Origin of the sequence: Achromobacter arsenitoxydans SY8, assembly GCF_000236785.1 — a bacterium.
Classification (GTDB): Bacteria; Pseudomonadota; Gammaproteobacteria; order Burkholderiales; family Burkholderiaceae_B; genus Achromobacter; species Achromobacter arsenitoxydans.
Window position 1 is genome coordinate 130,994 of the sequence record NZ_AGUF01000013.1, and the last position, 12,538, is coordinate 143,531.

Sequence of the window (12,538 nt, forward strand, 5' to 3'; positions counted from 1 at the left end):
GCCGGCCCCATCGGTTCGGAAGCCGGGCGTCCCGCGCAAGCGGGGCGCCCGCGTTTCGTCCGGCGTCTCTACAGGCCGGTTTCGAAGAAGCGTCCCAGCCGCTGGGGCAGCCAGTTCAGGTGTCCGGGAAAGCCGCCGGTGGGAAAGCCCGCGTGGCCGCCATCGGTGGGCTGGTGCAGCAGGATGCCCGGCGCGCATTCGTCGGGCTTGGGCAGCGATGCCGCGGGAATGAACGGATCGTTGCGCGCATTGAGCACCAGCGTCGGCACCGAAATCTTGGGCAGCCAGGGCTTGCTGGACGCCCGCGTCCAGTAATCCAGGGCATTGCGAAATCCGTGCATCGGCGCGGTGTAGGTGTCGTCGAATTCGCGCAGGTCATGCGCGTGCGCGATCCGCATCACGTCGATGGAGCCGGGGAAGCGATGCGCCTTCTCCAGTACCTTGTGCTTGAGCGTCTTCAGGAAATGCGCCGTGTACACGCGCCGGTTGAAGACGCCCGTCGCCAGCGTCTTGCCGCAGGCCACCAGGTCCAGCGGCACGGAAACGCCTGCGCAGGCAGTCAGCCAGGTGGTGTCTTCCTGGTGTTCGCCCAGGTACTTCAGCAGCGCGTTGCCGCCGAGCGATACGCCCACGGCATGCCAGCGCGCATGGGGTATGCGCTTGCGCACGGTGTCCAGCAGGAAGCCGACTTCGGCGGAATCGCCGGAATAGTACGCCCGCGCCAGGCGGTTGGGAACGCCCGAACAACCGCGGAAATGCGCGATCACGACGATCCAGCCGCGCGCCCGGAAGTGGTGCGCGATGGACTGCGCATAGCGGCTGTTGCTGCCGCCTTCCAGGCCGTGGAAGAGGATCAGGGCCGGCGTGTCGGGCGTCTGGGGCAGGGATTTCCAGTCCGCGTCCGTCATCCACCTGGCCGCGGCAGTCTTGCCGTTGGCGACGGGGCGTTGTCCGCTGACCGGCGCGCCGTCGGCGGCCTTGTGCGGGAACAGGCCCGGGCCCGTCCAGTCGAAATCGACGAAATCGGTATCGGGCGTGTCCACGCGGTCGCGCACGAACGCGATGCGGTGGTACTGCGCGAACAGGGCGGCGTACACCGTCTGGCTGTCGCCCCCTGGGAGCCAGGGAGGGACGGGGCAGGGCGTTGTATCAAGACGAGCAGCGGCCAACTAGGAATCCACCCGGTTCAATGAAGCATGTCGGGCACGTCGTGCAAGTCGAGCACCCCGGCTTCCGTGGGCGCCGACGAGGCATGGTGCATCACCATGCGCCAGCCGGTGGGCCCCTTGTGGTAGATGTTGGTTGCATAGCAGTTGGCGAACTGCGTGCCTTCGCGGGTGCGCACCGCCACCTGCTCGACCAGTACATGCACCGCGCACATCATGCTCAGCATGACGAGCGGGCGCAGGGGACGGACATGCAACGGTCCGTTGGACAGCACCTGTTGCCACGATTCGTGCACCGCCGAGTGGCCGACGATGCGCAGCCCCCCCGGGTGGATGCAGACGACTTCCTCGTCGTCGGCCCACACCTGCATCAGGCGGACGCAATCCGCCTGTTCCAGGGCTTCGTAGAACGCGTGCTCTGCTTCTTCGGGCGTGGCGAACATGGCTGCTGAAACGGTTAAGCGTGTTGTAGGGCGTAAGACTCAGTGCCCGTGGCCGTGCAGCACCGTGCCGGCCTTCAGGCGGTATTCGGCGCCACAGTAGGCGCATTTTGCGGAGCCGGTGCGGGCCACGTCCAGGAAGACGCGGGGGTGCATGCTCCAGAGCGGCGCCTTGGGGCCGGGACAGAACACGGGGAGGTCTTCGGCGCCAATCTCGATGACTTCGTGGGCGTGGGGGACGGCGGCCGGAGCAGCAGCGGTCATGGATATTCCTGAAAAAAAACCGATTTACGGCAGGTTGCAACAATGATGCGGCCCAGCATCGCAAGGCCGCGCGAATCAGACTTTACTTAGCCAGTGATGGTACTTCGGGTTGCGGCCATTCACCACGTCAAAAAACGCCTTCTGCAACATCTCGGTGATCGGGCCGCGCTGACCCGAGCCGATCTGGCGGTTGTCGACCTCGCGGATCGGGGTGACTTCCGCGGCGGTTCCCGTGAAAAAGGCCTCGTCGGCGATGTAGACGTCGTCGCGGGTCAGCCGCCTGGTCGCCACGCGCAGGCCGCAGTCGGCCGCCAGCGCATGGATGGTGGACCGCGTGATGCCGGTGAGCGCGGAGGCGATCTCGGGTTCGCAGAGGACGCCGTCCTTGACGAGGAACAGGTTTTCGCCGGAGCCCTCGGCCACGAAGCCGTCGGTGTCCAGCAGCAGCGCCTCGTCGTAGCCGTCCTGCAGTGCTTCGGTGTTGGCCAGGATGGAGTTGGCGTAGGTGGTGGCGACCTTGGCGCGCGGCATCGTCACGTTCACGTGCTGGCGGGCGAATGACGACACCTTGACCCGGATGCCCTGCGACAGCGCCTCTTCGCCGAGGTAGGCGCCCCAGGGCCAGGCGGCAATGGCGACGTGCACCTTGGCGCCCTTGGGCGAGACCCCCATTTTTTCGGGGCCGTAGAACACGAGCGGGCGCAGGTAGCCGGATTCAAGACCGTTTTCACGCACGACCAGCCGCTGGGCTTCGTTGATCGTCGCACGATCGAACGGCATGGGGATCTGGTAGATATGCGCTGAATTGAAGAGGCGGTTGGTGTGGTCTTCCAGGCGGAAGATCGCGGTGCCGATTTCAGAGCGGTAGGCGCGCACGCCCTCGAAGACGGACAGTCCGTAGTGCAGCGAATGCGTCAGGACATGCGTCGTCGCGTCTCGCCATGGAACGAGCTTGCCGTCATACCAGATGAAACCGTCGCGGTCAGCCATCGACATGGTCTTCTCCACACATTGCGCGCCAGACCTGCCGCAGCGCGCCAGGCCCCCAAGGGGTCAAGAATCTTGAGCCCGTTATTGTATCAAGCGGCGAGGTTACAATAGGCGCCTATTCGCGCACCGGCGTGGGGCATCCAACCCCGCGCATCGTGATTCCGGCGGGCGAACGGGCTGTCGCGTGTTTTCTTCCCATAGAGTTTCCATGTCGTCCTGTCTGAATCGCCAGGGGTCAGCCGTTGTCCTCTGAATCCGCGCTTCCTGAATCCGAAGACCCGGACCTGGTCCGCCAGGAACGCCTGACCGCCTTCCGCGCCGGCGTACACGCCATCGTGCCTGCCCTGATCGCCACCGCGACCTGGGGCCTGGTGACCGGCGTCGCCATGGTCAAGGCCGGACTGACCGAATCCATGGCGCTGGCCATGACCCTGCTGCTGTACGCGGGCTCGGCCCAATTGACGTCGTTGCCGCTGATCGCCGCGGGTGCGCCCTTGTGGCTGATCTTCGCGGCCGGATGCGTCGTCAATCTGCGCTTCATCATCTTCGGCGCGGCGCTTCAGCCGTATTTCCGCCACCTGTCCTGGCCCAAGCGGCTGGGCCTGGGCTATTTCACGACCGACATGGGATTCGTGCTGTTCATGCCGCGCTTCGGCGATTCGGTCGAGCGCGGCACCCGCGAACAGCTGTGGTTCTTCCTGGGCACCGTCGCGCCGGGCTGGCTGGTCTGGCAGTCGTCCTCGATCATCGGCATCTACCTGGGCGCCATGGTGCCCACCGGCTGGTCGCTGGATTTCGCCGCAGTGCTGGCCCTGCTGGCCATCACCGTGCCCCTGGCCAGTTCCAAGCCCATGCTGGTGTCCATGCTGGCTGCGGGCGTGGTGGCCTGGGTCGGGCAGGCGCTGCCGCTGCGCCTGGGCCTGGCGGCGGCGGTCATCGCCGGCGTGATCGGCGGCATGTGGGCCGAACGCTTTTTCAAGGCGCGCGCATGACGCTCTGGTCCACCGAAATCTACGTCTACAGCGCCATCCTGCTGCTCGCCCTGTGCAGCGTGCTCACGCGCGCCGGGTTCATGCTGTTTGGCGATTACATCCCCCTGTCCGACAACGTGCGCCGCGCCTTGCGCTATGCGCCCGCCGCAGCGCTGACGGCCATCGTCGTCCCTGATCTGTTGCCCTGGAAGGCGGGGTTGGGCCCGGTGTTCGACTACAAACTCGTGGCCGGACTGGTCGCGATCCTGGTTTTCTTGCGCACGCGCAGCGCCGTGCTGGTGATCATCGTCGGCATGCTGGTGCTTTGGGGATTGCGCTGGCTGGCGGGCTGATAGCTCGATTTTGGTCTAGAAGTGTCCATCTGGTGGACGCCTTGGCCGGGCTTTCCCCCCTTTCGCACCGGCCTTTCGGGGCCGCCGTCCTGGCCGACGGACGGCGGTTTGACCGTGTGGTAATGCGCCTGCGCTAAAATTCGGTTATCCACAGCAATCCGGGCCTGGTACTGCCCTCATAGGTATCGAATCCAGAATGCGCCGACTGGCCTGCAAGGCAGGGTGCCGATTGTCCGCGTAGCCACTGGCGAATCGCGGCGATTTACGCGCAAAGTCGCAATGCGATCTCGCGTATTCGGGTTGCCCCGATGCATATGTAGAGCGGTGCATGTAGCACTCTCGTTTTGTTCTTTTTCACTGGTCCCGGTATCTGCCAAACCCTGATGACTGAATCCACTCAATCCGTAGCACCCACCGCTGAGGCGCCCGCGCCGACGTTCGCCGATTTCGGGTTGCATCCCCTGCTGTTGCAGTCCATCGCCGAAACCGGCTACACCACCCCCACGCCCATCCAGGCGCAAGCCATTCCCGTCGTTGTGGAAGGGCGCGATGTCATGGGCGCCGCCCAGACCGGCACGGGCAAGACGGCGGCCTTCACGCTGCCCATCCTGCACCGGCTCATGCCGCTGGCCAACACCAGCGCGTCGCCCGCCCGCCATCCGGTGCGCGCGCTTATCCTGACGCCGACGCGTGAACTGGCGGACCAGGTCTACGAAAGCGTGAAGCGCTACAGCAAGCAGACGCCGTTGCGTTCCGCCGTGGTGTTCGGGGGCGTGGATATCGGCCCGCAAAAAGAAGCGCTGCGCCGCGGATGCGAAGTGCTCGTCGCCACGCCGGGCCGCCTGCTGGATCACGTCGAACAAAAGAACGTGAACCTGAGCCAGGTCGGCATCCTGGTGCTGGACGAAGCAGACCGCATGCTGGACATGGGCTTCCTGCCGGACCTGGAACGCATCATCCGTCTGCTGCCTGCGCAGCGCCAGGGCCTGCTGTTCTCGGCCACGTTCAGCAATGAAATCCGCAAGCTGGGCCGTTCGTACCTGAACCACCCGGTTGAAATCGAAGTCGCGGCGCGCAACGCCACCGCCACGACGATCACGCAGATCGCCTACAAGATGACCAGCGACGCCAAGCGCGCTGCGGTCGTCCATTTGGTGAAATCGCGCGGGCTCAAGCAGGTCATCGTTTTTTCCAACACCAAGATTGGCACGGCGCGTCTTGCGCGCGACCTGGAACGCGATGGCGTGAAGGCCGAATCTATCCACGGCGACAAGACCCAGGCGGACCGCATGAAGGCGCTCGAAGCCTTCAAGGCCGGTGAACTTGAAGTGCTGGTCGCGACCGACGTGGCCGCGCGCGGCCTGGACGTCGCCGGCGTGCCTTGCGTCATCAACTACGACCTGCCTTACAACTCCGAAGACTACGTCCACCGCATCGGCCGCACCGGCCGCGCGGGCGCATCGGGCGAGGCCATTGCGCTGTTCACCGCCGACGAAGAGCGCTACCTGCTCGACATCGAAAAACTGATCAAGCGCGAAGTGCCGCGCGGCACGCTGGACGTGCCGTCCGACCTGATCGCGCGCAGCCACCGCCGCAGCGACGGCGGTTCGCACTCGCGCGAAGGCCGCGATGGCGGCCGCGAGAGCCGCGGCGAACGCGGCCGGTCTTCGGATCGCCGTTCCAGCTATCAATCCGGCGGCTCGCGCCAGCCGGTCGACGACTTCTTCCTGAAGCCGTATGAACCCTCGGCCCCGTCGACGCCCGCCGATGACCAGCCGGCCAGGAACGCCGCGCCGACCACGGCGCCCAAGCGCCAGGTCGCGGTTCTGCTGGGTGGCAGCCGCAAGCCCTGAGCCGTTCGCCGGCCCAGCCGACAAAAAACCCGCAACGCCTTCCGGCCTTGCGGGTTTTTTGTTGAATGCGCGAAGCGCGCGGCGTCAGGCGGCAAGCATCCTGGGCAGGTCGGGCAGGGCCGTGGCGACCGGCGCGCTGTTTTCGTCCAGGCTTTCCAGCAGGCGTTCGAGGTGACCGATGTGCGGCAGCATGGGGCCGTAGAACACGACGCGCGAACCGATCTGCACCAGCAGCGTGGGAAAGTTCTCGACGTCTTCATCGCCCAGCAGTTCGGCGTGGTCTTCGATGTCGATCCAGGCGAACACGTGCTGGGGCAGGGCCTTGGCCAGGGCGAGCAGCTTGGGTTTGTATTCTTCGCAGGTATCGCACCAGGCCGCGCAGAAACAGGCGACCAGCCAGGTGTCGGGCGATGATCCCAGCCGCGCGCGCAGGGCGGCCAGATCGGTACCGGGTATAAGCAGGGACATGTGAGCAGATCAGGGCGTGTTTGACTATCATACCCGGGATGTCCACCCATTTTTCTGCAGAGCCATGACCGTCTTGCGCACCGATTCCGCCCCGCCCGAGAACGGCCGTCTTTCCGGCGCGGGCGCCGCAAGCGTCGGGCAGGCCTTCAAGCGCGCGCTGGTGTCCCAGTGCCACCCGACCATGCTGTTCGCGGTGTTGCTGCCTTTCCTGATCGCGCTGATCGGCGCCTTCCTGCTCTTGTGGCTGTTCTGGACCCCGCTGACCGATTGGCTGCGCGCCGAGGTTTCGCACTGGGACTTCGTCAACCGCGTCGACGAATGGCTGGTCGCGGTGGGACTGTTTTCGCTCAAGATCTACCTCATCCCGGTCATCGCCGCGGCTATCCTGCTGCCGGTGTCCGGGATACTCGGGCTGGCGATCGCCGCGGTGTTCGTCATGCCGCTGGTGCTGCGGCACGTCGGCCAGCGCGAATACGCCACGGTGGGCCGCCGCGGTAAATTCTCCACCGCGGTCAGCGTGTGGAATGCCGTCTGGGTCTCGGCCGCCTTCGCCGTGGGCTGGGTGCTGACCCTGCCGTTGTGGCTGGTGCCGCCAATGGCCGTCGTGCTGTCGATATTCTGGTGGGCGTTCGCGTTCTCGCGCATGATGCGCGTGGACGCCATCGTCGAACACGCCAGCCCGTCCGAACGCAAGCTGATCCTGGAACGCAACAACGGCGGCTTCTGGACCATCGGGCTGATCTGCTCGCTGCTCAACCTGCTGCCGCCCGCGTGGGTCATCCTGCCGGTGTTTTCGGCGCTGGTCTACGCGCACTACGGCCTGGAGGCGCTGAAGCGTCTGCGCCAGGACCGCGTCATCGACGTCTGAAACCCCTTCATCCTCTCACTCCCATGGAACCGGAAATGGCCGCAGAATCCGCCGCCCGCCGCATTGGCCTCATCATCGTCGGAGACGAAATCCTCTCCGGACGCCGCCAGGACAAGCACTTTTCCAAGATTGTCGAACTCCTGAGCGCGCGGGGCATGCACCTGAGCTGGGCCGAATTCCTGCCGGACGAGCGCGACGCGCTGGTCGCCGCCTACCGGCGCAGCTTCGCCACCGGCGACGTGGTGCTTTCGTGCGGCGGGATCGGCGGCACGCCGGACGACCATACCCGCCAGGCCGCCGCGGCCGCCCTGGGTCTGCCGCTGGCGCTGCACCCCGAGGCCGAGCAGGCGATCGCGCTGCGCACCCAGGAGATGGCCGCCAAGGGGCAGGGCACGGCCGACATGAGCGCGCCCGAGAACCAGCAGCGCCTGCAGATGGGTATGTTCCCGCAAGGCTGCGAGATCGTGCCCAACCCCTACAACCGGATTCCGGGTTTCTTCATCCACGATCACACTTTCGTGCCAGGCTTTCCGGTCATGGCCTGGCCCATGCTGGAATGGACGCTGGACACGCGCTATCGTGCGCTGCAGCATGTGCGGTCCCATATCGAGCATTCCTTCCTGGTGTTCAGCATGCCCGAATCCCGCATTACGCCGGCGATGGTCACCGTGGAAACCCGCTGGCCCGGGGTGCGGGCCTTCAGCCTGCCCAGCGTCGGCGAAGCCGGCGGAACGCCCCACATCGAACTCGGCGTCAAGGGCGATCCCGAGGCTGCGGCCGAGGCGCTGGACTTTCTCAGGGCGGAGGTGCTGCGCCTGGGCGGCAAGCTGGCGCCGCCCGCCGCAGCCTGAATTACAGGACCCTGAATAGGGCGGCCGAGCCGGCGGATTGATCAAAATCTGATTGCCAAACCGGCTCATAAATTTCACAATACGGGAAAGAACTTTTTGCTGCAATGCCGCAACGCGCTTTTCGGGCGGCGCGGCGCTAGCCCAATTTCTTCTATGCCCCGTCTTCCGACTCCCCGCAATCCCCTGGACGCCGAAACCGAAGGCGCCTCCGCCCATCCCATCGCCATCCAGGTCATCGAGCGCGCCATGCGGCTGCTGGATGCCCTGGCCGCGCAACCGGATCCGGTGACGCTTAAGGAACTTTCCGCCACTACCGGCCTGCACGCGTCCACCGCGCACCGCATCCTGAACGACCTGGTTGTCGGCCGTTATGTCGAGCGCGTGGACAACGGTCTGTACCAGCTTGGCATGCGCCTGCTGGAACTGGGTTCGCTGGTCAAGGGACGGCTGAACGTGCGCGAGGCGGCCATCCCGGCGATGCGCTCGCTGCACAAGCTGACCGGGCAGACCATCAACCTGTCCGTCCAGCAGGGCGACGAAATCGTCTACATCGACCGCGCCTGGAGCGAACGCTCAGGCATGCAGGTGGTGCGGGCCATCGGCGGCCGTGCGCCCCTGCACCTCACGTCCACGGGCAAGCTGTTCCTGTCCACCGGCGACACCCGCCAGGTCCGCGCGTACGCGCTGCGCACCGGGCTGGCCGGCCATACGCGCAACAGCCTGACCGATCTGGACAAGCTCGAGCGCGAATTGGCGCTGGTGCGCCGCCACGGCTACGCGCGCGACAACGAAGAACTGGAACTCGGCGTGCGCTGCATTGCGGCCGGCATTTTCGACGATACGGGCAAGCTCGTGGCCGGCCTGTCCATCTCGGCGCCCGCGGAACGCCTGCAGGACGACTGGATCAAGGCGCTTGTCGACACGGCGGCCAGCATCTCCGAGGCGCTGGGCTACGAGCCGTCGGTATCATCCGGCTTCAACGGCCTGGGCATGGCGGCGGAGACGCTGCGGTCCTAGGGATCAGTACCCGCGAAAAGCCCAAGAAAAAACGCCCCGCAAGGGGCTTTTTTCTTGGCAGTCCGGCCGCCAGGCGAAGATCCGCCCGGCGCCGCTGGTGCTGCGCTTATTGCTTGTCGATGCCGGCCTTCTTGAACAGTTCGGCCCACTGCGGAACCTGCTGCTTGACCTTGGCTTGGAGCGCGGCGGGGTTGGCTTCGGACGTCAGGACGGTGGCGCCCAGCTGCTTCATGCGTTCCTGGAACTTCGGGTCGGCCAAGCCGGCCTGCAGGCTCTTGACGAGCTTGTCCACGACGGGCTTGGGCGTACCCTTCGGCACCCACATGCCATGCCAGATACCCACTTCAAAGCCCTTGAAGCCGGACTCGTCCATGGTGGGCAGCTTGGGCAGCGTGGGAACGCGCTGCAGGCTGGTCACGGCGTACGCCTTCACCTTGCCGCCCTCGATCTGTTGGGTGGTGTTGGTGGTCTGGTCGCACATCAGGTCCACCTGCTTGCCCAGCAGGTCGTTCATGGCGGGGGCGGTGCCCTTGTAGGGAATCGTCAGCAACTGCACGCCAAGGGCTTCGACCAGCATGGTGCCGCACAGGTGGCTGGCGGCGCCGATGCCGGCGTTGGCCAGGGACACCTTGTCCTTGTTCTTTTTGACGTAGTCGGCCAGTTCCGCAATGGTGTTGGGCGGGAAATCCGAGCGCGCGACGATGGTCATCGGCACGTCGACCACCAGGCCGATGGGCTCGAAGCTGGTGAAGGGGTCATACCCCGGATTCTTGTAGAGCGAGGGCGCGGTCGAGAAGCCCGCATGCATCAGCAGGATCGAATAGCCGTCCGGCTGCGCGCGCGCAACCTGGGTGGTGCCGATGGTGCCGCCGGCGCCGCCCTTGTTTTCAACCACGACCGTCTGGCCCAGGCTGGGCCGCATGGCCTCCGCCAGCGAGCGGGCGACGTTGTCGGTCGGGCCGCCTGCTGCGAACGGCACCACCATGTTGATGGGGCGTTCCGGATATTCCGCTTGCGCGGCGCCGGCCGCGAACAGGGCGCCGGCCGCGAGCAGGGCCGAAAGCGTGCGGGGGATGAGGGTCATGAGGTCTCCGATTGCAGGGTTTTGCTTGCTGCGATTTAGTTATGAACCGCTGATATTTGGTTTGTATTTGTCTGTCATCAGCGTGAAAGCAGTGTAGAAAAGAATTGATACCGCGTCATGTCCGGTATTTCCCGAATCATGGGAAATGGTTGAGCAGGATCAATCCCGAAAGACGAGTGCACCGGAAAAGTGCAAACACTTGTTGCGCCGCACAAAAACTGCTTGACAAGTTTTTCGCCCAGTCTAGAATGTGAATTGTGCAGTGCATCAAACGGGCCGGCGGTAGCTTGTAGTACCAGTTTCCGCGCACGTTTCTATAGTTCGTCGCAGACAACCATCCTTACTTGCCGGACAGCCTCCGGCTACCCTGAGAGGAGCATCCTATGAGCGCAATCCCGCAACAAGTCCTGGACCGTCAAAAGGCCAGCATCAACACCATCGTGGCTGCCCAGACCGCCGTTTTCGCCGGCTTTGAAAAGCTGGTCGAACTGAACCTGAAGGTCGTGAAGGCCACGCTGGACGAAGTCGCCCAGAAATCGCAGCAAGCCGCTGAAGTGAAGGACCCGCAGGAAGCCGCGGCGTTCGCCTCGGGCCTGCTGCAACCGGGCGCCGAAAAGGCCCTGGCCTACACCAAGCACGTGTATGACATCGTCGCCGGCGTGCAAGGCAGCCTGGTCAAGCTGACCGAAGAACAGATCGCCGAAGGCCAGCAACAGCTGACCGAAGCCGTCGAACAGTTCTCCAAGAACGCCCCGACCGGCTCCGAAAGCGCCGTTGCCCTGATCAAGTCCTCGCTGGCCACCGCGACCAGCGCCTACGATTCGATGACCAAGGCTGCCAAGCAGGCCGCTGAAGTCGCTGAGTCGAACCTGAATGCCGCCGCCAACGCGACCTTCAAGGCTGCCACGGATGCCGCCGATGCCGCCACCAAGGTCGCCAGCCGTAGCCGTCGCAGCGCCTAAGTTTTTGGCACGCGATGCTGCGCAAATTGCAGTTATGTAGTACTGTTGAGTGACAGAGCAGAGCTGGAATTAGGGCCACCCACAGGGTGGCCCCTTTTTTTTGCCCCTGCGCCAGGCCCCCAGCGGGCCTTCGGGCAGGCGGCAGGCGCTGCGTTCAGCGGCGCGCCACGGCGCGCACGCATTCGCCCACCAGGGCCGGGCCGCGGTAGATCAGGCCCGTATACAGCTGCACCGCGTCGGCGCCGGCATCCATCTTTTCGCGGGCCTCTTGGCCCGACATCACCCCGCCCACCCCAATGATCGCCAGACTATTGCCCAGGCGTTCTTTCAGGCGGCGGATGACGGCCAGCGACAACTGGTGCACGGGCGCGCCGGACAGGCCGCCGGCCTCGTCGGCGTGCGCCTGGCCCGCCACGGCGTCGCGCGACAGCGTGGTGTTGGTGGCGATGACGCCGTCGATGCCATGGCGCGGCAGGATGTCGGCGATGGCGTCGATCTGCTCCTGGGTCAGGTCGGGCGCAATCTTCACGGCCATCGGCACGCGGCGCTGGTGCTGGTCCTCAAGCGCGCGGCGCTTGTCGGCCAGTTGCCCCAGCAGCGCGGACAGTTCATCCCCGCTTTGCAGTGCGCGCAGGTTCTTCGTGTTGGGTGACGAGATGTTCACCGTCACGTAGTCGGCATGGGGATACACGCCCTGCAGGCCGATAAGGTAGTCGTCGGCGGCGCGCTCGATGGGCGTGTCCGCGTTCTTGCCGATGTTCAGCCCCAGGATCCCGCCCTGCTTGCGCCATTCGCTGCGCTGCACGTTGGCCAGGAATGCGTCCAGCCCCTGATTATTGAAGCCCAGCCGGTTGATCAGCGCATTGGCGCGCGGCAGCCGGAACATACGCGGCTTGGGATTGCCGGGTTGGGCGCGGGGGGTGACCGTGCCTACCTCAATGAAGCCGAAGCCCAGGTTGCCCAGCGCGTCGATATAGGCGCCGTTCTTGTCCAGGCCCGCCGCCAGCCCGATCGGGTTGGCCAGCTGCATCCCCATCAGCGTGCAGGGCGCCTTGGGCTGCGCATGCATGAGCTTGCGCGTGGCGCCGCATTCATAAGCGCGCTGCAGGCCCGACAAAGTGACTTCGTGGGCGGTTTCCGCGTCCATGGCGAACAACGCCGGGCGGGCCAGGGGATAGGCGTGGAAGAGGATCGACATGGGGCGCAATTGTAGAGCGAATCGGGTCAGCCTTGCGGCGGGGCAGCAGGCAA

General features: G+C 65.3%; 14 protein-coding genes. 7 read left to right on the top strand and 7 right to left on the bottom strand.

The window, feature by feature from the left end; genetic code table 11:
* Positions 1 to 68: 68 nt before the first annotated feature.
* The 4 genes from KYC_RS03075 to KYC_RS03090 form a co-directional block, all read right to left on the bottom strand.
* The gene (locus KYC_RS03075) at positions 69 to 1,169 is read right to left on the bottom strand and encodes a YheT family hydrolase (protein ID WP_008158741.1); all 1,101 of its coding nucleotides are present in this window, start codon (positions 1,167 to 1,169) and stop codon (positions 69 to 71) included.
* A 17-nt stretch (positions 1,170 to 1,186) separates the two neighbouring features.
* On the bottom strand, positions 1,187 to 1,609 hold the full coding sequence (locus KYC_RS03080; RefSeq protein ID WP_008158742.1) for a YybH family protein: 423 nt from the start codon (positions 1,607 to 1,609) through the stop codon (positions 1,187 to 1,189).
* Between the two features lie 39 nt (positions 1,610 to 1,648).
* The gene (locus KYC_RS03085; RefSeq protein ID WP_008158743.1) at positions 1,649 to 1,870 is read right to left on the bottom strand and encodes a zinc-finger domain-containing protein; all 222 of its coding nucleotides are present in this window, start codon (positions 1,868 to 1,870) and stop codon (positions 1,649 to 1,651) included.
* 75 nt (positions 1,871 to 1,945) lie between these two features.
* Positions 1,946 to 2,866, bottom strand: a complete 921-nt coding sequence (locus tag KYC_RS03090) for a branched-chain amino acid transaminase (RefSeq protein ID WP_008158744.1) — start codon at positions 2,864 to 2,866, stop codon at positions 1,946 to 1,948.
* Between the two features lie 236 nt (positions 2,867 to 3,102).
* Between KYC_RS03090 and KYC_RS03095 the strand changes: the two genes are divergently transcribed.
* The 3 genes from KYC_RS03095 (at position 3,103) to KYC_RS03105 (ending at position 6,037) form a co-directional block, all read left to right on the top strand.
* Positions 3,103 to 3,852, top strand: a complete 750-nt coding sequence (locus KYC_RS03095; RefSeq protein ID WP_008158745.1) for an AzlC family ABC transporter permease — start codon at positions 3,103 to 3,105, stop codon at positions 3,850 to 3,852.
* Positions 3,849 to 4,184 (top strand): AzlD domain-containing protein, encoded by a 336-nt coding sequence (locus tag KYC_RS03100; RefSeq protein WP_008158746.1) that lies wholly within the window; start codon positions 3,849 to 3,851, stop codon positions 4,182 to 4,184. Before KYC_RS03095 ends, KYC_RS03100 begins: the two co-directional genes overlap by 4 nt.
* Before the next feature lie 383 nt (positions 4,185 to 4,567).
* Positions 4,568 to 6,037 (top strand): DEAD/DEAH box helicase, encoded by a 1,470-nt coding sequence (locus KYC_RS03105; RefSeq protein ID WP_085945410.1) that lies wholly within the window; start codon positions 4,568 to 4,570, stop codon positions 6,035 to 6,037.
* A gap of 84 nt (positions 6,038 to 6,121) precedes the next feature.
* Here the strand turns inward: KYC_RS03105 and KYC_RS03110 are convergent, their stop codons facing one another.
* Complete coding sequence (locus KYC_RS03110) at positions 6,122 to 6,505, bottom strand: thioredoxin family protein (protein ID WP_008158748.1); 384 nt, start codon at positions 6,503 to 6,505, stop codon at positions 6,122 to 6,124.
* A 64-nt stretch (positions 6,506 to 6,569) separates the two neighbouring features.
* Here KYC_RS03110 and KYC_RS03115 point away from each other — a divergent pair, with 64 nt between their 5' ends.
* The 3 genes from KYC_RS03115 (at position 6,570) to KYC_RS03125 (ending at position 9,241) form a co-directional block, all read left to right on the top strand.
* A complete protein-coding gene (locus KYC_RS03115; RefSeq protein WP_008158749.1) occupies positions 6,570 to 7,373 on the top strand; it encodes an EI24 domain-containing protein in 804 nt (267 codons plus the stop codon).
* 35 nt (positions 7,374 to 7,408) lie between these two features.
* Complete coding sequence (locus tag KYC_RS03120) at positions 7,409 to 8,224, top strand: competence/damage-inducible protein A (protein ID WP_008158750.1); 816 nt, start codon at positions 7,409 to 7,411, stop codon at positions 8,222 to 8,224.
* 153 nt (positions 8,225 to 8,377) lie between these two features.
* The gene (locus KYC_RS03125; RefSeq protein WP_008158752.1) at positions 8,378 to 9,241 is read left to right on the top strand and encodes an IclR family transcriptional regulator; all 864 of its coding nucleotides are present in this window, start codon (positions 8,378 to 8,380) and stop codon (positions 9,239 to 9,241) included.
* Positions 9,242 to 9,347: 106 nt separating this feature from the next.
* On the opposite strand, the gene KYC_RS03130 is transcribed toward KYC_RS03125, so the two are convergent.
* Complete coding sequence (locus KYC_RS03130; protein WP_008158753.1) at positions 9,348 to 10,325, bottom strand: tripartite tricarboxylate transporter substrate binding protein BugD; 978 nt, start codon at positions 10,323 to 10,325, stop codon at positions 9,348 to 9,350.
* 383 nt (positions 10,326 to 10,708) lie between these two features.
* On the opposite strand from KYC_RS03130, the gene phaP reads away from it, so the two are divergent.
* Positions 10,709 to 11,287, top strand: coding sequence for a TIGR01841 family phasin (gene phaP, locus KYC_RS03135; protein ID WP_008158755.1), 579 nt, complete (start codon positions 10,709 to 10,711; stop codon positions 11,285 to 11,287).
* 154 nt (positions 11,288 to 11,441) lie between these two features.
* On the opposite strand, the gene KYC_RS03140 is transcribed toward phaP, so the two are convergent.
* Complete coding sequence (locus KYC_RS03140) at positions 11,442 to 12,485, bottom strand: quinone-dependent dihydroorotate dehydrogenase (protein WP_008158756.1); 1,044 nt, start codon at positions 12,483 to 12,485, stop codon at positions 11,442 to 11,444.
* Positions 12,486 to 12,538: the final 53 nt, after the last annotated feature.